This is a genomic window from Arthrobacter sp. StoSoilB13 (assembly GCF_019977255.1).
GTDB lineage: Bacteria > Actinomycetota > Actinomycetes > Actinomycetales > Micrococcaceae > Arthrobacter.
Genome location: NZ_AP024649.1, coordinates 737,642 through 755,124 on the forward strand (window position 1 = coordinate 737,642; position 17,483 = coordinate 755,124).

General features: G+C 62.4%; 16 protein-coding genes. 14 read left to right on the top strand and 2 right to left on the bottom strand.

Annotation, left to right across the window (positions count from 1 at the left end; translation table 11 throughout):
• The first annotated feature begins 139 nt into the window (after nt 1–139).
• The 14 genes from LDP01_RS22035 (at nt 140) to LDP01_RS22100 (ending at nt 15,912) form a co-directional block, all read left to right on the top strand.
• Nucleotides 140–907 carry an SDR family NAD(P)-dependent oxidoreductase gene (locus LDP01_RS22035; RefSeq protein ID WP_224094219.1) on the top strand — a complete coding sequence of 256 codons (768 nt, stop codon included), beginning with the start codon at nt 140–142 and terminating at the stop codon, nt 905–907.
• A gap of 53 nt (nt 908–960) precedes the next feature.
• Complete coding sequence (locus tag LDP01_RS22040; protein WP_224094220.1) at nt 961–2,718, top strand: IlvD/Edd family dehydratase; 1,758 nt, start codon at nt 961–963, stop codon at nt 2,716–2,718.
• 71 nt (nt 2,719–2,789) lie between these two features.
• Nucleotides 2,790–3,803, top strand: a complete 1,014-nt coding sequence (locus tag LDP01_RS22045; protein WP_224094221.1) for a D-2-hydroxyacid dehydrogenase — start codon at nt 2,790–2,792, stop codon at nt 3,801–3,803.
• A 32-nt stretch (nt 3,804–3,835) separates the two neighbouring features.
• Nucleotides 3,836–5,293, top strand: a complete 1,458-nt coding sequence (locus LDP01_RS22050; RefSeq protein WP_224094222.1) for an APC family permease — start codon at nt 3,836–3,838, stop codon at nt 5,291–5,293.
• Between the two features lie 29 nt (nt 5,294–5,322).
• Nucleotides 5,323–6,333, top strand: coding sequence for a Gfo/Idh/MocA family oxidoreductase (locus tag LDP01_RS22055; protein ID WP_224094223.1), 1,011 nt, complete (start codon nt 5,323–5,325; stop codon nt 6,331–6,333).
• Between the two features lie 314 nt (nt 6,334–6,647).
• On the top strand, nt 6,648–7,532 hold the full coding sequence (locus tag LDP01_RS22060) for an ATP-binding cassette domain-containing protein (protein ID WP_224094224.1): 885 nt from the start codon (nt 6,648–6,650) through the stop codon (nt 7,530–7,532).
• On the top strand, nt 7,529–8,527 hold the full coding sequence (locus LDP01_RS22065; protein ID WP_224094225.1) for an ABC transporter permease: 999 nt from the start codon (nt 7,529–7,531) through the stop codon (nt 8,525–8,527). Before LDP01_RS22060 ends, LDP01_RS22065 begins: the two co-directional genes overlap by 4 nt.
• A gap of 66 nt (nt 8,528–8,593) precedes the next feature.
• Nucleotides 8,594–9,562, top strand: a complete 969-nt coding sequence (locus LDP01_RS22070) for a sugar ABC transporter substrate-binding protein (protein ID WP_224094226.1) — start codon at nt 8,594–8,596, stop codon at nt 9,560–9,562.
• Nucleotides 9,563–9,689: 127 nt separating this feature from the next.
• On the top strand, nt 9,690–12,626 hold the full coding sequence (locus LDP01_RS22075; RefSeq protein ID WP_224094229.1) for an FAD-binding and (Fe-S)-binding domain-containing protein: 2,937 nt from the start codon (nt 9,690–9,692) through the stop codon (nt 12,624–12,626).
• 1 nt (nt 12,627) lies between these two features.
• Entirely contained in the window at nt 12,628–12,822 is a 195-nt protein-coding gene (locus LDP01_RS22080; RefSeq protein WP_224094231.1) for a hypothetical protein, read from the top strand.
• A 95-nt stretch (nt 12,823–12,917) separates the two neighbouring features.
• Nucleotides 12,918–13,115 carry a hypothetical protein gene (locus LDP01_RS22085; RefSeq protein WP_224094233.1) on the top strand — a complete coding sequence of 66 codons (198 nt, stop codon included), beginning with the start codon at nt 12,918–12,920 and terminating at the stop codon, nt 13,113–13,115.
• Nucleotides 13,116–13,222: 107 nt separating this feature from the next.
• The gene (locus tag LDP01_RS24045) at nt 13,223–13,660 is read left to right on the top strand and encodes a carboxyltransferase domain-containing protein (protein WP_224095126.1); all 438 of its coding nucleotides are present in this window, start codon (nt 13,223–13,225) and stop codon (nt 13,658–13,660) included.
• 36 nt (nt 13,661–13,696) lie between these two features.
• Nucleotides 13,697–14,362: a TetR/AcrR family transcriptional regulator gene (locus LDP01_RS22095; RefSeq protein WP_224094234.1), complete on the top strand. Its 666-nt coding sequence runs from the start codon at nt 13,697–13,699 to the stop codon at nt 14,360–14,362.
• Nucleotides 14,363–14,448: 86 nt separating this feature from the next.
• Complete coding sequence (locus LDP01_RS22100; RefSeq protein WP_224094235.1) at nt 14,449–15,912, top strand: APC family permease; 1,464 nt, start codon at nt 14,449–14,451, stop codon at nt 15,910–15,912.
• 60 nt (nt 15,913–15,972) lie between these two features.
• On the opposite strand, the gene LDP01_RS22105 is transcribed toward LDP01_RS22100, so the two are convergent.
• Both LDP01_RS22105 and LDP01_RS22110 read right to left on the bottom strand, forming a co-directional pair.
• A complete protein-coding gene (locus LDP01_RS22105) occupies nt 15,973–16,449 on the bottom strand; it encodes a heme-degrading domain-containing protein (protein WP_224094236.1) in 477 nt (158 codons plus the stop codon).
• Nucleotides 16,446–17,480, bottom strand: coding sequence for a Gfo/Idh/MocA family protein (locus LDP01_RS22110; RefSeq protein WP_224094237.1), 1,035 nt, complete (start codon nt 17,478–17,480; stop codon nt 16,446–16,448). Before LDP01_RS22110 ends, LDP01_RS22105 begins: the two co-directional genes overlap by 4 nt.
• Nucleotides 17,481–17,483 lie beyond the last annotated feature (3 nt).

Sequence of the window (17,483 nt, forward strand, 5' to 3'; positions counted from 1 at the left end):
GAAAGGCGGCATCTGCGCATCAGCCTATGGAGGCAAGGTGTTTGTGCTGTGTCTCAATCTGAGACATCCGGCGAGGGCCTACGGCTGTTTGAGTAGAACGTATAGTCCAGCAACGCCAACCAAGAGGAGCCCGTCGACGATGATGGACCGCAACAAACGGATTCGGACGGAACCCCTGCGGGTGCTCGTCACGGGCGCAACGTCCGGCGTCGGAGAAGCGACCGCAAAACTCTTCGCAGCGCGGGGCGCGCGGGTCGCACTCATAGGGCGTCGCGCCGGCGAGCTGCAACGGGTTGCGGACGCGATCGACGGCGTTGCGCACCGGGTGGTCGCCGACGTCGCTGACGCCGAATCAGTCCGGAACGGCGTCCGGGGAGCGATCCACTCCCTCGGTGGCCTCGACGTGGCCGTCAACGCCGCCGGGGTTGCCGGTTACGCGCCCCTGGAGGACCTGGACGAGCACCGCTGGAGCGAGGTGCTGGACACCAACCTCTCCGGCACGTTTTACGTTGCCCGGGAAGCGGGCCTTCATATGCGCAGAGCCGGGGGAGGGGCAATCGTCAACGTCGCCTCGGATCTCGCAACCATGGGCGTAGCCGGGCTGGCCCATTACTGCGCAGCCAAGGCCGGCGTCGTGGGGCTTACCAAGGCGCTCGCCGTGGAGTTGGCGCCCCATGTCCGCGTCAATGCTGTCTGCCCTGGTCCGATTGATACGCCCATGCTGCGCTCGGGCCTGGAGTCCGAACCGGACCCCGTCCTGGCCCTCCAGCAGAAGGAAAGCACCGTCCCGCTGAACCGCCTCGCCGATCCGGAAGAAGTGGCAGCGGCTATCTACTTCCTGGCGGTTGACGGCACCTTCGCCACCGGCACCAGCATGGCGTTCGACGGCGGCACTTCCGCCGCGTAGCTGCCTCACCCACGACCTCATAAAGACAAACAAGCCAAGGAGCTTTGAAGGATATGTCCGAGTTGAACTACAACGATCTCCGCAGCGCACGCTGGTTCGCGCCGCACGACCTCACCGGATTCGTGCACCGCACCGCCATCCAGGCCGAAGGCTTCTCGCGCTTCGCCATCAAGGACCGTCCAGTGATCGGCATTGCCAACTCCTGGTCCGAACTGGTCAACTGCAACATCCACTTCAAGCTGCTTGCCGAGGCCGTGAAGCGTGGCGTCCTGATGGCCGGGGGATTGCCGCTGGAGTTTCCCACCATCTCCTTGGGCGAGAGCCTGATGAAGCCCTCGGCCATGCAGTTCCGCAACCTGATGGCCATGGACGTTGAGGAATCCATCCGGGCCTACCCGCTGGACGCGATCGTGTTGCTCGGTGGCTGTGACAAGACCGTTCCGGCCCAGCTCATGGGCGCGGCCAGCGCCGACATCCCGACCATCATGCTTACGGGTGGCCCGCAGGAGCCGGCGCACTTCCGGGGCAAGCAATTGGGCGTCGGCACGGACACGTGGAAGTACGCAGACGAACTGCGGGCGGGCAAGATCACCGAGGCGGACTTCGACGAACTCGAGTCCGCTGCCAAGCCCTCCGCCGGCCACTGCAGCGAGATGGGTACGGCTTCCACTATGACGTCCCTCGTGGAGGCGTTGGGCATGTGCCTTCCCGGCACTGCGTCCATTCCCGCCGTCGATTCACGCCGCGGGCAGGCAGCGGAAGCCACCGGACGCCGGGCGGTGGAAATGGCGTTGTCAGGTCCGAAGCCCAGCGAGATCCTGACCAAGGAAGCGTTCGATAACGCCATCACGTTGCTCATGGCCGTGGGTGGCTCGACTAACGCAGTGGTTCACCTTTTGGCGTTGGCCCGCAGGGTTGGCTACGAACTGGAGTTGGACCGCTTCCACGAAATTTCGCAGCGGACGCCGCGGATCGTTAATGTCCGTCCTTCCGGCGAGTACCTGGTGCAGCAACTGTTCCAGGTCGGTGGGATTCCCACTGTGCTAAAAGCGTTGGACCCGTTGCTGAACAGGAATGCCGTCACGGTCACCGGCCAGTCCCTCGAAAAGGGCTACAGCTCGGCACCCGAGCCGGACGGCGTCGTCGTGAGCACGCTCGAGGCGCCCTTCGACGCCTCAGGCGGCATCGCCGTCGTCCGTGGTTCCCTGGCCCCCAACGGTGCGGTGATCAAGCGGAGCGCAGCCTCCAAGGACCTGCTGCAGCATAAGGGATCGGCAGTTGTCTTTGACGACATTTACGATCTCGGACGACGGATAGACGACCCGGACCTGGACATCACCGAGGACTCGGTCCTGGTGCTCCGCAACAGCGGCCCCGTGGGTGCGCCTGGTATGCCGGAATGGGGCATGCTTCCCATTCCGGAGAAGCTGCTGCGCAGGGGAATCCGCGACATTGTGCGCATCTCCGATGCGCGAATGAGTGGCACGGCCTTCGGCACCACAGTCCTGCATGTTTCGCCGGAGGCTGCGGTGGGCGGCCCGCTGGCCATTGTCCGCGATGGCGATCCGATTGTGCTGGACGTGGAAAACCAGCGCCTTGACCTCGATATTCCTGAGGAAGAGATCGAGGCCCGGCTCGCTGAGCTCAAGCTGCCCGAGCCGAAGTACCGCCGTGGCTACGGACGGCTCTTTATCGACCACGTCAACCAGGCACATGAAGGTTGCGACTTCGACTTCCTCAAGGGCCTGCCGGACGAGGAGCCCCAGCGGCTGCCCTACGGCCTGATGAGCGGTTGGCAGGGCGGCTGGTAGGCCGCGGCGAGCCCTAAGCACGGATGGTGGGGCCGTTCCCGTCTGGGAGCGGCCCCTTGAAAGGAGAAGGTGTGTCACGACCCAAAGTAATTGCAATTGTCCAGGAGGGCCGCCCGGTTCCTCCCGTGGAACGTCTGGAGGCCGAAGCCGAAGTGGTGGTGGTCCGGACGGCGGATGAGTTCCGGGCAGCGCTGCCGGGAACGGAGATCCTGTTCCTCAACGATTTCCGGACCAAACTCCTGCGCGAAGTGGGCCCCGGGGACTTGCGCTGGATCCACACCTCCAGCATTGGCGTGGACAGTCTCATGACCGAGGAGATCATCAACAGCGACATCGTGGTCAGCAACTCCCGTGGAGTGTGTGAACGCCCCATCGCTGAATGGGTCCTGGGCGTGCTGTTGATGTTCACCAAGGACCTGCGCCGCACCATCGAGTTACAGCAGGCACGGACTTGGCAGCACCGCGAGACCGAACCGCTTTTGGGCCGCAAGGTGCTGGTGGTCGGTCCGGGCCCGGTGGGGCGCGAAACTGTGCTGCTGTTGCGGGCAGCGGGCATGGACGTGACCGTCGTCGGCAGGTCTGCCCGTGAGGATTCCCAACTGGGCGCGATCGCCTCCTTTGACGAACTGGACGTGCTCCTCGGAGAAGCCCAGGACGTTGTGCTGACCGTGCCACTCACCGAGGAGACCCGCGGTCTGTTCAACGCTGACCGCTTTGACAAAATGCGTCCGGGTGCCCGCTTGGTCAATGTTGGCCGTGGAGCGGTTGTGGTGGAGCAGGACCTCCTTGATGCCATCGATGCGGGCCACTTGGGTGCAGCGGCCTTGGATGTCTTCGAGAACGAGCCGCTGGCGGCCGAAAATCCGCTGTGGAGCCGCAACAATATCCTGGTCTCGCCCCACGCATCCGGAGACCTGATCGGATGGCGTGGCCGGGTTGTGGACTGCTTCGAGAGGAACCTGCAGCGGTGGAAAGCGGACCAGCCGCTGAACGACATTGTTGACCTGAAGAAGTTGGGCGGAACCGCTCCAAAGCCCGTGTCTCAGGCTGGTACAGTACTCCCACAATCCGCGTCGGTAGTGTGATTCAGCACTCTAAATTTCGCGACGAGGATTACATGTCTAGCTCAACAAAAGGGAAGCTGATAACGCCTACCCAGACCCAGGAACACAAGCTCAGCGGCAACATGGGGGTCGGCGAGCTCGTGATGAACGTGCTCGCGTTCTCCTCCCCCCTGACCACCGTTGCGGGCACCTTACCCGTGATGCTTCTTTTCAGTGGCCACACTGCTCCGGGGATTTATCTCCTGGTCACTCTGATGCTGCTGATTTTCTCGGTGGGGTTCGTCAAGATGAGCCGGAGCGTCGAAGCTCCCGGCGGCTTCTACTCCTTCGTCACGGCAGGCCTGGGCAAGCCGGCCGGCTTGGGCGGGGCGCTCCTGGCCTTGGTTGGGTATGTGTTCATCGGCTTCTTTGCTCCGTCACTGTTCGCCCTCACGCTGCAGAACTTCGTGGTCAATACCCTGGGCGGTCCGGATATCCCGTGGTACTGGTACGGCCTGGGCATCATTGTCGTCACCACGTTGCTGGCCTACAACCGGATCGATCTCTCCGCGAAGGTGCTGACGGTGGTCATGCTGCTCGAGTCGACCGTCGTCATCATCTTCGATGTCGCGGCGTTCGTCTCAGGTGACGTCTCACAAGGCGTCGGTTTTTCGATGCCGTCGATTACCGACGCCGGGTTGGGCCTCGCGCTGCTGTTTGCCGTTGGGAACTTCTTCGGTTTCGAAGCGACGGTCATCTACCGCGACGAGGTCAAGAGCCCGGACAGGACCATCCCCAGGGCAACCTACCTGGCCGTGGTGGGCATCGGCCTGTTCTACGCGGTGGCTGCGTGGGCTTACACCGCGTTCCTGGGAGCGGACAACGTCCAGGAAGCGGCCAAGGCCAACACCGTGAACTTGTTCAACGACGGCGCCACGGCGCTGGTGGGCAAGATCTTCGCTGACATCGGGGTAGTCCTGCTCATCACCTCGATCCTGGCCTCGATGCTCTCGATCCAGAACATCGCGGCCCGTTACAGTTTCTCGCTGGCCGCTGATGGGGCACTCCCCAAGGCTTTGGGTCGGGTGCATCCGCGGCACAAGTCCCCCTACGTTTCAGCAGTAGGCGTTGGCTTGCTCTGGGCCGTGGCCACGGTGGTGTTCACTGTGGTGGGGGTTGCTCCTGAAGCCCTCTACCCGATCGCCAGCGGAAGCGGCACTTTCTCCGTCCTGCTCCTGATGTTCATCACGAGCTTCGCCGTCCTGGTTTACTTTGTCCGCCGCCGCAGTTTCGCTCCTGAATCTGTGTGGAAGACGATTGTGGCGCCCATCGTCAGCGTGATCTTCCTTGGCTTGATTACCTACCTGGCCATCGCGAATTATCCGGAACTGATCGGCGGATCGGCCGTTATGACTGCCATCTTCATGACCTTCACGTTCGCGCTGTTCTTCGGCGGGATTGTTTATGCCTACTTCCTGCGCTCAAAGCGTCCGGATGTTTATGCCAGATTGGGCCGGCAAAAGATCGACTAAAACATCACTTCAACATCTGGAGACCTGCAATGACGCAACAGATCAGAGTTGGCCTGTTCGGGACCGGCAGGATCGGTCAAGTGCATGCCATGAGCCTGGCAACCCTGGAAGAAGCGACGTTGGCCTGGGTGTGCGACCCCTTTATAGAGGGTGCCAAGCGAACAGCCGCCGAATATGGTGGGCGTGTGAGTGACGACCCGGAAGAGGTTTTTGCCTCCGGGGAGGTCGATGCCGTTATCGTGGCGTCTCCCACGGCCACTCACGTGGACCTCATGGAGCAGTCGATCGACGCCGGGATCCCGGTTCTGTGCGAGAAGCCGATCGACCTGGAAATTGCGCGGGTTGATGCACTCCGGGCCAAGGCGGCTGCTACGGATATCCCGATCGCCCTGGGCTTCAACAAGCGCTTTGACAGGCATTTCGTGGAGCTCAGGCGGCGTGTGGGGGCTGGCGAGATCGGAGTCTTGGAGCAACTGGTCATCACCAGTCGCGATCCCGGGGAGCCGCCGGCGGCCTATCTGCCCCAGTCCGGCGGGATCTTCCGGGACATGACTATTCACGATCTGGACATGGCCCGCTACTTCATTCCGGACATCGTGGAGGTGTCGGCCACAGGCGCGAACGTCTTCAGTGACGGCATCCTGCAGGCGGGCGACTTCGATTCGACGGTGGTGACCTTGCGGGGTTCGAAAGATGAGCTTGTGACCATCTTCAACTCGCGGCATTCCGCATATGGCTATGACCAGCGCATCGAGGCCTTCGGATCCGCGGGCTTGCTTCAGGTGGCCAACAAGAACGACAGCCTGGTCCGGCACTGGGGTGCCAGGACGGTGGAGGGGATGGGGCCGTACCAGAGCTTCTTCCTGGAGCGCTACGCGGAGGCGTACCGGCTTGAAGTCGCAGAGTTCCTGCGCGCTGTCCGCGGGCTTCCCTCGCGGAGTCCTGGCTTCGAGGACGGCCGTGCTGCCCTGATCCTGGCTGACGCGGCAGAGAAGTCCGCCCGGACAGGTGCTGCGATAGCCGTGGAGCTGTCAGCGTAGCCCTTTGACTGCCCGGCCCGGGCACGGATTATTTCGCAACAATCCGTGCCGGGCCGGGCTTTGTTTTTTAAGGGAAGGGAATTGTGTCCCGCGGCAACAATTCACGTCAGGTTGGTGTTTCAAAGTGGCACATCTCCCGCATTCTCCAATCCGCCAAAGTTCAAGTAAGTGAAACAGTGTGGCGAAGGTCACGCAGTTGCGGGACTTTCTTCGAATTGCCCCGGATTCTGCAAAGTCAAACAACGTTGTTTGATGGCCCATCGCTAAAGGTGTTTCACCGGTTCATTTGCATGGCCCTATCAAACGAGGATGAGATGACCGACGCACCACCGGCGACAGCTCCACTGGTCGCCCTTAAGGACATACACAAGACATTCGGGGCGGTGTCCGCATTGCGCGGAGTCAGCATCGATGTCATGCCCGGCGAAACCTTCGCTCTTCTTGGAGACAACGCCGCCGGCAAATCCACGCTCATGAAAGTGCTGACGGGCGTCTACCAGCCCGACCGTGGCGCGATCGAGCTGGACGGAAAGAAAACCGAGTTTCCCACGCCATCTGCATCCCGGGACCAAGGTGTCGAGATGGTCTACCAGGACTTCGCCCTGGCCGACAATCTCGATGTCCGGACCAACATCTTCTTGGGCCGCGAGCCCCAGAAGAACATCCTGGGTCCCCTGTTGAGGATCATCGACAGGAAGAAAATGGAAGCGGAAACCAAGCGCGTGCTGGAACGCCTGGACATCCCCATCAACCCGCGCCTCAAGGTCAAGCGGCTCTCCGGCGGCCAGCGGCAGGCCGTGGCAATCGGCCGGGCATTGGCCTTCGATGCCCGCTTGATCATCATGGACGAGCCCACCGCAAACCTCTCGGTGGCCAAGGTGGACAAGCTTATTGAAGTAACCCAGCGGCTCAAGGACCTGGGCATCGCGGTCATCATCATTACGCACCGCCTGGACGAAGCCTTCGCCGTCGCGGACCGCTTCGCCGTCATGCGCCAGGGGCAGGTAGTGGGACGTTTCCGCGTGGGAGATGTCTCCGAAGCCCAAGTGGCCCACCTGATTTCGCACGGCACCTTGGACGACTACGTCGACACCGGCAGCGGCATTCCGGAGGAGCGCCGCAAAATCGGAAGCACATCAGCAATGGAAACCGTGGATGCACTGGCCGCGCGCGGTACTACCACCGGGAGCGACTCATGAGCATCACCATGGACAACATCAAGACCAAGTTGGGGCCAGCCGACCTCAAGGAAGGCCTGACCGCCACCAAGGTCAAGCGATTCATTGGCGATTACGGAATCATCATCCTGTTCGTGGTGATCCTCGTCTTCCTCGCCGCGGCGGCACCGAACTTCCTGACCCTCAACAACATCGTGAACGTCGTCAGGCAGTCATCCATCATCGGACTGATCGCGCTGGGAATGACCTTCATCATGATCACGGCAGGTATCGACCTGTCTGTGGGCTCCGTTGTTGGCCTTGCCGGCATGACCTTCGCCCTGCTTGCCCCTGCCAGTGGAGGCGCCTTCTGGCTTCCGCTGATCGCCGGCCTGGGCGTCGGCCTCCTGGTGGGCTTCCTCAGCGCAGCCATGGTGGTTTGGGGAGCCATCCTCCCCTTCCTTGCGACCTTGGCCACCATGGCCATAGCCCGTACGGCGGCACTGGTGATCACTGACGGGCAGGTTGTCTCCGGCCTGAGCGGACCAGCCGAGTGGCTGGGATCCGGTTTCCTCGGCCCCATTCCGGTTCCCGTGATCATCTTCCTGGTGGCTGCCGTCATCTGCGAATTTGTGCTCAGCCGAACCAAGTTCGGCTCCCACGTCTACGCCGTAGGTGGCAACGAGGAATCGGCCAAGAAGGTTGGCATCTCAACCAGCCGCGTGCTGTTCACCGTTTACCTCATCGGCGGCGTCACTGCTGCCCTTGGCGGACTCGTCCTAACAGCCCGTCTGGACGGGGCCGCACCCGTGGCCGGTACCGGTTACGAGCTCCAGGTGATTGCCGCCGTCGTGATTGGCGGAACGAGCCTCTTTGGCGGCGTCGGCACCATCCGCGGGACCGTCATCGGCGTGCTCCTGCTGGGCGTGGTGATGAACGGCATGAACCTGATGGGCGTTTCCTCCTACTTCCAGCAAGGCGTGCAGGGCGTGATCCTGGTACTCGCCGTCCTGCTGAACCGCTGGAAGTCCGACTGACCCAGCAACAAACAATGCATCACAACAATCTCCAAGCGCACAGACAAACCACTGAAAGGAACAACCATGGGTATGCGACGTAAGATCGCCGCGGCGGTCGCCATGATGGCAGCGGGGGCACTCACCCTCACCGGCTGCGCAGGAAGCAGCAACGCAACCAGCAGCGGCGGAGCGGCCAAGACCTACAACATCGGCGTTGTGGTCCTTGACCTGCAGGACCCGGACCTGGCCCACATGACGGACGCCATGAAGAAGACGGCGGACGAGAAGGGCGTCAAGCTCAACATCACCGACTCCAAAAAGGATGTCGGCAGCGAACTGAACCAGGTTGAGGACCTCCTCACCCGCCAGGTGGATGCGGTCATCATGCAGCCGCTGGACGGCGATGCCAGCCAGAACGCGGCAAAGAGGGTCATTGCGGCCAACATTCCGCTGTTCATCTTGTCCACCGAGTTCGCCGACGGATCGGACGTCGGCTACAAGAGCTACATCGGCGTGGATGACACCGTGGCCGGCCAGATGCAGGCCGAATACCTCAACAAGCTGATGCCCAACGGCGGCAACCTCGTGTTCGCGGCAGGCATCTACGGTGCATCGTGGACGGACCGCCGCAAGTCCGGCTTCGACAAGACCATCAATAAGAACTTCAAGATCGTGGCCGAATTCCAGGCCAAGGGCAGCCGGGATGACGCCAAGCGCAACATGGAGGACACCCTTCAGCGCTTCCCGTCCGGCCAGATTGACGCGGTTGTGGCCAACAACGACGAAATGGCCATCGGTGCGGCTTCCGCCATTGCCGATGCGGGACGCACCGCGGAGTTCAAGGCAGTGGTTGGCGTCGACGGTACCGATCCCGCGTTGCAGGACATCAAGGCGGGCACCATGTCCGCAACGGTCCGCCAGGACTCCGCGGGTCAGGGCGTCAAGGCCGTTGAGGTAGTGACCGACTTCCTGAACGGCGCAAACGTGGACAACCGCTACACGCTGCCGTTCACGCTCATCACCAAGGACAACCTGTCTGAGTTCCTGAAGTAACCACTTCCGGACAAAAGTACGGGCACAGCGGGTCTCCCCGCTGTGCCCGTACTGTTTTGGCACACTCCGCCGGGGTTCCAGCCTGCCTAGAATTCCAGCGGACCACTACGAATTGGAGAAGGCGAACATGCCCCATGGTGACGACGGAGACACGAAAGTAGAGCAGCTGCTTGTCGCGTTGCGCGGACAGGGCATCGAGGTGGATGACTCTCCGCGACGGCGCTCCGAGTACTCCTACGATGCGTCCAACTACCGTGTCCGGCCTGCCGCCGTCGTCTTTCCCGCAAGCGTCGACGACGTCAGGGCCATCGTGCGCGGATGTTCGGCTTTCGGCGTTCCCATCACCCCGCGCGGCGGCGGAACGTCCATGGCGGGCAACGCGATCGGTGAGTCCTTGGTGATCGACCTTTCGCGCCGCTTGACGAACGTGGAAGCGCTCGACGGCGGTACTGCGGCGGTCTGGGCGGACGCCGGCGTCGTGCTTGGCGAGCTGCGCTCCTACGTCGAGAAAGCGAGTGGCGGTGAGCTGACCTTCGCCCCGGACCCATCTTCGATGACGCGGGCCACGATCGGCGGATCGATCGGCAACGACGCCTGCGGCAACCATTCGGTGGCCTACGGACGAATGACCCAGCATGTGCAGGAATTGGAGGTCGTCACGGCGGACGGCGCCCACCTGCATGCCGGACGGGACTTCCTGCGGGCCGTTGACGCAGGTGACCAGCACTCCGTCACCCGGGCGGAGGAAATTCTCGAAGGATTGAAGGCGTTGGCCCAGGCCAACCTCGCCCCACTGCGGGTCGAACTGGGGAACATTCCCCGGCAGGTCTCCGGCTACCATCTGGGACACCTTTTGCCGGAGAACAACCAGGACATCGCCGGGGCCTTGGCAGGCAGCGAAGGCACGTGCGCCATTGTGGTGCGGGCCAAGGTCCTGCTGGTGCCGAAGCCCCGGACCACGGCCCTCCTGTGCCTTGGCTATGCAAATACCATCGACTCGGCCCGTGATGTGATGACCATCCTCCCTGCCAAGCCGAGTGCCATCGAGGGGCTGGATGCATCGATCGTGGACATCATGCGCCACCGACGGGGTGCCGCCAGCGTCGACACCCTCCCGCAGGGCAAGGCCTTCCTGATGGTTGAGTTCCCCGGGGACACCACGGAACAGGCGGCCTCCGATTGCGAACAGCTGCTGGAGAAACTCAAAGCCGACGGCCGGGTTGTTGACCAAGCCCTTGTCACGGAGCCCCAGGAGCGCGCCAAACTCTGGCGGGTGCGCGAAGACGGTGCGGGACTCTCATCCCGGCGGATCGATGGTGTTCAGACCTGGCCCGGCTGGGAAGACTCGGCGGTCGCCCCGGAGCGTTTGGCCGACTACCTGGCGGAGCTTCTGCCCCTCGTGGAGAAACACGGCTACACCGCCTCCCTGTATGGACACTTCGGGGCCGGCTGCGTGCACATGCGCCTGGACTACGACCTCCGCAGCGACACCGGCCGGGAGGCCTTCGAGAACTTCACCCGCGAAGCAGCGGCACTCGTGGTGGCCCACTGCGGCTCCCTGTCCGGCGAGCATGGCGACGGCCGGGCACGCAGCGAACTGCTGGAAGTGATGTACTCACCGGCCATGGTGGGCATCTTCAAAGCGTTCAAACACCTCTGGGATCCAGCCGGAATCCTCAACCCGGGGATCATCGTGGACCCGGAGCCCTTCGCTGCTTCGCTGGCTCTGGAGGGCGTGCCCCAGCCGGGCCCCGCGCACGGTGAACCGGCCGCGGTGCCGGGTGCCGCCGTCGTACCCTCTTCCGAGGACCGCAGCCTCCTGCCCGTGGTGAGCCCCTTCGTCGGCAATACGCATGCATGCATTGGTGTTGGGCGCTGCCGGGCAACCGCGGGCGGCTTCATGTGCCCCAGCTACCGAGCCACCAAAGACGAGAAAGACTCGACCCGCGGCCGTGCCCGCGTCCTGCAGGAACTGACGCGGACCAAGGGCACGGGCCACGGAGGTTGGTCCAGTCCGGAAGTCAGGGAAGCCCTTGACCTGTGCCTGTCCTGCAAGGCCTGCTCCGCCGACTGTCCCACGGGCGTGGATATCGCTGAAGCCAAGTCGCAGCTGGTGGATGAGCACTACCGCGGCAAAATCCGGCCGTTCACGCACTATTCGATCGGTTGGCTGCCGCGGTGGCTGCCACTGTTGACGCGTATTGCGCCCATCGCCAACGCGGGGACCGGTTTCCGTCCGTTCCGTTGGGTGGGCGAAAAGTTGGGCGTGAGCGCACGACGACGGCTCCCGGCCTTCGCGGCGTCCGGCCGCATCCGGAGGCGGGTGGGAGAGGCAGGCTTCACCGACAAAGCCGACGTCCTGCTGTTCATCGACAGCTTCACCCGCGCCTTCCGGCCTGAAGTGGTCCCGGCAGCGGCTCGGGTGCTGCGGGACTCGGGCAGTTCCGTGGGTTGCACGCCGGACGCCTGTTGCGGGCTGTCGTGGATCTCCACCGGTCAACGCGAGGGAGCACGACGGCGGCTGGCGAGGCTGATCAACAAACTCGATGACGGCACGGATCGGGACATCGTGGTCCTGGAACCCAGCTGCGCGGCCACTATCCGTGACGAAGGTCCCAAATTGGTGGGCGGTGCCGCGGCTACGCGGGTTGCGGCCAGGGTCCGCTCGTTCTCCGTTGCGGTTGATGAAGCCATCAAACGCGGCTGGAAACCGAAGACGCTGCCGCCGGAAACGGCCGTGCTGCAAACCCATTGCCACGAGCACGCTGTATTCGGTTCAGGTGCCCAGAAACGGGTCCTGGAAGCCTGGGGCGTGCCGAACCTCGTGGAGTCGTCATCCTGCTGTGGCGTGGCCGGAAACTTTGGTTTCGAGGCCGAGCACTTCGATATGTCCATGAAGGTCGCCGAACACTCCATTGTCCCGGCGCTCGATGGTGGGGCGCAGCTGGTCCTCACGGATGGGTTCAGCTGCGCCATGCAGGTCTCACAGATCGATCCGGAACGCTCCAGCAAGCACCTGGCGATTGCCCTGGATCCACTGAGTGCCCGTTGGACGGAGGATTAGGGTGGCATACGTCGGTATTTTCCTCATCCTGGTGGCGGCTGGACTGCGCTTGGCGGGGAGGCATCTTGGCGCCTCACAGAAAGCGCATTCAATGGCCAGCTTCCGCGGGGTGCATGCGGTTCCTTTGGGAGCCGCCGCTTTCCTGGTGGCCGCAAGCGGCATTTTCATCTTCGCTGTGGGCATCAACCTGGAGTGATAAGCCCTGTCCCAAACTGACACGGTTGGCCCAAGCCCCCGGGACGGATGCTTGAAGGGACCCAATAGCCCCATTACTTTTGAGAGTTGATCTCGATGATGAACAGGAAGCTCGCACAAGGACGGCACGTCGAATGGCTGCAGGCATCGGCACACTTCAACGAAACCGATCTTGGCGAACGGACTGACCTTCAGCTGAAGCGCTCGGGGAAACTCGTTCACCGACTCCTCCAGGACATGGCGGAAGGCCGCGACATCCGCGATGCCTCGCCGTGGCCGACACCGGGCGCCTAGCCCCCAAGCCGCGGTCCGTAGCGTTTGTTCCTGGCACTGGTCCAAGCGCTACGGCCCGCTTCCTTTTACGCCAGGAGGCAGAGTTGGCCAGTCTTGGATTGGCGGGCATGGCGGCTTCGTCCCAGACCCGGTACGGGACGTGGGAGGACTCCCCAGCCAGCTACGAGTTGCCCGTGGCATTTGGTGGTGCTGCAGGTCCGGACCTGGCGACAGCCTGCCTGCTGCTCGATATGCCGGCGCGAACTTTGATCAGGAGGCTTTGCCGGACCAAACACACCGTCAGGTCCTTCGCAGCGCCTGCGGCCTCTGCCGTGATTGAGGTTCCCTGGGGGAGCGACTGGCACCAAATGGCCTACGCCGGGCGGCGGATCAAAGCCGTGCCCCAAGGTTCCCTCACACTCTCGGCGGTTGGCGTGACTCTCACCAGCTGCGATGCGTACACGGACGATCTCGTGGTGGGCCGCGTCCGGGAGTGTTTTGCTGACTGCCTTATAGGGAGAGGCGACTCTGTGTGGCTAAGGTCTTCTCAACCTAACGACTGTTAGTTAGACTCATTCCGTCACGACCCTTTTGAGGATGAAATGAGTCCATCTCCGCGTGAGCAGGCGAACGCTGCTGTATGGGAATTCCTGTCCAAACGCGACTGGTCGGCACAGACGCCCGCCAGGAAGCGAATCCTCGTGGCTTTCCTCCGGCTGGCCGCCACCAACGGCTACAACTCAGTGAGCATGCGTACGCTGGGCCGCGAACTTGGGCTGAAGGCGCCAAGTCTCTATTCGACTTTTCCGCAGGGCAGGGAGCAGATCGTGGCCGAATCGCTCCTCTGGTTCACCCACGGATTCGCCCGCGACCTTCTCAAAGCGGTGCAGGAAACCCCGTGCGCGGGTGACTACTGGGCAGCCCTTGTCCGTTTCCACGTCACCCAGCAATTGAGCCGGCCCGAGGCAGATCTCTGGAACCTACTGGTTGCCTCGGATAGGGTGGCGGGGTTCCTGGGTGATGACCTCCGTGAAGAGCTGGCCTTTTGGCAGATCCTGCACCAGGAGATGTACGCCGCTGCGGCCGAAGAAATGGGACTCGCGGTCACGCGGCAAGCCATCCAGGCTATTTTTACGCTGCTCGACGGCTCCGCGCGTTGGTCTGCATGGGATGGCAGCCAGGCTCAGCTTGAAAGCGTAGTGGACCACGGGGTGGCCCTGTCCCGTTCCTTGCTTGAAGTCGGCGCCGGGACCCGCGCCGGCGCGTAGCCGGCGTTGTCCCAACATGGCACACCACCCTTCTGTGCCCTGTCGATACTGTGATTCAGAACTCAATATTCGGTGATGAGGATTACATGAATAACACCACCCTTGACGCACCACAGGTGGCGCGTCAGACAAGTCAAAACCGGCTCAGCGGCAACATGGGAGTCGGAGAACTCGTCATGAACGTGCTGGCCTTTTCGTCACCCTTGGCCACGGTGGCCGGCACCCTTCCGGTCCTGCTGATGTTCAGCGGGCAGACAGCGCCTGCCATCTATCTGCTGGTTACGCTCATGCTGCTTATCTTCTCCGTGGGATTCGTCAAGATGAGCCGGAGTGTCCAAGGTGCTGGCGGTTTCTACTCCTTTGTCACGGCGGGCCTGGGCAAGCCGGCAGGTCTTGGTGGCGCCTTCCTCGCGCTGTTTGGGTACATCTTTATCGGCTTTTTCGCGCCATCATTCTTCGGGGTGACGCTTCAGGGGTTTGTGGTTAATACCCTCGGCGGGCCGGACATACCGTGGTACTGGTATGCGCTGGCCATTACGGCCGTAACCACCGTGCTGGCGTACAACCGCATCGACTTGTCGGCCAAGCTGCTCACTATCGTCATGCTGCTTGAAGTGGCAATCATCGTGGTGTTTGACGTCGTTTCGTTCTCGGCCAACGGACTAGGGGCAGTGCAGAGTGCAGGGTTCGCCCTGCCGTCCATCACCGACGCAACCCTTGGCCTGGCACTGCTTTTCGCCGTTGGCAACTTCTTCGGGTTCGAAGCCACCGTTATTTACCGGGACGAGGTCAAGAACCCGGACAAGACCATCTCTCGCGCCACGTATTTGGCCGTGGCAGGCATCGGCATCTTCTATGCAGTGGCAGCGTGGGCCTTCATCGCCTTCTTCGGTGCGGATAAGATCCAGGCCGAGGCTGAGAACAACACGGTGAATCTCTTCAATGATGCACTCGTCGGCCTCGCGGGCAGGATCTTTGCCGATATCGCCGTCATCCTGCTCATCACATCGGTGCTCGCGTGCATGCTGTCCATCCAGAACATCGCAGCCAGGTACAGCTTCGCCCTCGCTTCAGACCACGCGCTGCCCAGATTCCTGGGCAGGGTCCATCCGAAGCACAAGTCGCCGTACGTTTCGGCGTTGGCTGTGGGCCTCATTTGGGCTGCGGCCACCGTGCTCTTCACTGTTTTGGGTGTTGCACCGGAAGCCTTGTATCCCATAGCTAGTGGAAGCGGCACCTTCGCTGTGCTGCTCTTGATGTTCATCACCAGCTTCGCCGTTCTGGTGTACTTCATCCGCCGCCGTGGCTTGGCTCCGGAATCAATCTGGAAGACGGTCATCGCACCTATCATCAGCGTTCTGTTCCTTGGTGCCATCACCTTTCTGGCAATCGCCAACTACCCGGAACTCATCGGTGGATCGGCGGTCCTGACCGTCATCTTCATGACTTTCACCTTCGCGCTTTTCTTCGGCGGAATCGTCTATGCCTTCTTCCTGCGGACAAAGCGTCCCGACATCTACGCCCGCTTGGGGCGCCAGAGGATCGACTAAGCCGGAACGGGCGGGCCCGGCAGCGGCAAGAACTGATTGTGCAGCTTCGCCGAGCTTGCCCTAAACCGCCACCGTCTTCAGGTAACTCCGGATGCCATCAACCACCAGTTGGTGGTCCTCATCTGAGCTCAGCCCGGACACCGTGACAGCCCCGATCACGCCAGCGCCCCGCACCCGGATGGGGAACGAGCCGCCTGCGAGCGTGTAATCCTCATGGGCAAGCCAGCCACCTCCCAGAGGGCTGTGGGTGCGGGCTGAGAATTGTTCAGTCAGCAGGGCAGTGCTGTGCTCGAACCGCAGCACGGAGGCGGACTTCCGGCGGATCCACTCCTCCTGGTCGGCTGTGGCTCCGGGCAGGATGCAACGGAAGAGCACAAGGTTGTGCCGGCGGATATCAATAGCCACTCCGAATTCCGAGGCGATCGCGTGGTTGGCGATCAGTGAGCCGAGCCGCCAGGCGTCGTGGTGGTCAAAGCTTGCGAACACCAGCTCTTCTTCCTGCTGGCGCAACTCCACAAGGCGGGCAGATTCAGTCATTTCTTTGCACCTTCTTCTGAAACAACGGTGTCGGCGTCGTAGCGGAGCCCGATCTGTCGGCGGATCTCGTCCATAGCCGCCATGATCGCCACGCTCTCACCCGGCGGCAGGATGCTTCCAGCAGACTCACCGGCACGAATAAGGCGTTCCATCTCAGCTGCCTGGAACTGCATTCCCCGGCTCTTCACGGGCTGGTCGTAGCGCTCCACAACGGTGCCATCAACCCCAAAGACAGTAAACGGAACCGGGTTGTACCAGGTGTGCTCGATGTCGATCCAGCCCTCTGTTCCGATGACCATGGCCCGATTGGCGCTGGCGGCGTCGAGTTCACAGTCAACCAGGGCCTGCCGGCCACCAGAGTACTCAAAGATGGCTGCGGTCTGCCGGTCAACACCGGTCGCCGTCATGGAAGCGCTGGCGCGAATGGTTTCCGGAGCACCCAGGATGTCGAAGGCAAAGGAGATCGGGTAGATGCCCAGATCCAGCAGCGCCCCACCGCCCAGGGCAGGATCGTTCAACCGGTGCGCAGGGTCCTTGGGCAGGCTCTGGTTGTGGCTGGCCACTACCTTCCGGACCTCGCCGATGGCGCCTTCCTGGAGGAGTTCGCGGATGCGGACCATGTGCGGAAGGAAGCGGGTCCACATGGCTTCCAACGCCACAAGGCCTTTGGATTCGGCCAGATCCACGATTTCCTGGGCTTCGCGGGCATTCATCGTGAAGGCCTTCTCCACCAGTACGTGCTTTCCGGCGTTCAGGGCCAAGAGCGCGTTGCCGTGATGGAACGGGTGCGGCGTAGCGATGTAGACCACGTCAACCATCGGGTCCGCCACCAAGTCCTCATAGCTGCCGTGGGCGGTCATCACCCCATGCAGCTCAGCGAAGGCTTTGCTCGATTCCAATGAACGCGAGCCAACGGCCTGCACAGTAAAGCCGTTTTCGTTCAGATCGCGCGTCTGGAGACCGGCAATAAATCCTGTGCCGAGGATGCCCCAGCGGATCGTTCCATCGGAAGTGCCATTGCTGAGGGTCACGTG

Excerpts from the sequence above, each read along its gene's own strand:
- LDP01_RS22075 (WP_224094229.1), top strand. The coding sequence starts at position 9,690 with ATGCCCCATGGTGACGACGGAGACACGAAAGTAGAGCAGCTGCTTGTC.
- LDP01_RS22085 (WP_224094233.1), top strand. The coding sequence starts at position 12,918 with ATGATGAACAGGAAGCTCGCACAAGGACGGCACGTCGAATGGCTGCAG.
- LDP01_RS22070 (WP_224094226.1), top strand. The coding sequence starts at position 8,594 with ATGGGTATGCGACGTAAGATCGCCGCGGCGGTCGCCATGATGGCAGCG.
- LDP01_RS22105 (WP_224094236.1), bottom strand. The coding sequence starts at position 16,449 with ATGACTGAATCTGCCCGCCTTGTGGAGTTGCGCCAGCAGGAAGAAGAG.
- LDP01_RS22050 (WP_224094222.1), top strand. The coding sequence starts at position 3,836 with ATGTCTAGCTCAACAAAAGGGAAGCTGATAACGCCTACCCAGACCCAG.
- LDP01_RS22055 (WP_224094223.1), top strand. The coding sequence starts at position 5,323 with ATGACGCAACAGATCAGAGTTGGCCTGTTCGGGACCGGCAGGATCGGT.
- LDP01_RS22095 (WP_224094234.1), top strand. The coding sequence starts at position 13,697 with ATGAGTCCATCTCCGCGTGAGCAGGCGAACGCTGCTGTATGGGAATTC.
- LDP01_RS22035 (WP_224094219.1), top strand. The coding sequence starts at position 140 with ATGATGGACCGCAACAAACGGATTCGGACGGAACCCCTGCGGGTGCTC.
- LDP01_RS24045 (WP_224095126.1), top strand. The coding sequence starts at position 13,223 with ATGGCGGCTTCGTCCCAGACCCGGTACGGGACGTGGGAGGACTCCCCA.
- LDP01_RS22065 (WP_224094225.1), top strand. The coding sequence starts at position 7,529 with ATGAGCATCACCATGGACAACATCAAGACCAAGTTGGGGCCAGCCGAC.
- LDP01_RS22100 (WP_224094235.1), top strand. The coding sequence starts at position 14,449 with ATGAATAACACCACCCTTGACGCACCACAGGTGGCGCGTCAGACAAGT.
- LDP01_RS22040 (WP_224094220.1), top strand. The coding sequence starts at position 961 with ATGTCCGAGTTGAACTACAACGATCTCCGCAGCGCACGCTGGTTCGCG.
- LDP01_RS22060 (WP_224094224.1), top strand. The coding sequence starts at position 6,648 with ATGACCGACGCACCACCGGCGACAGCTCCACTGGTCGCCCTTAAGGAC.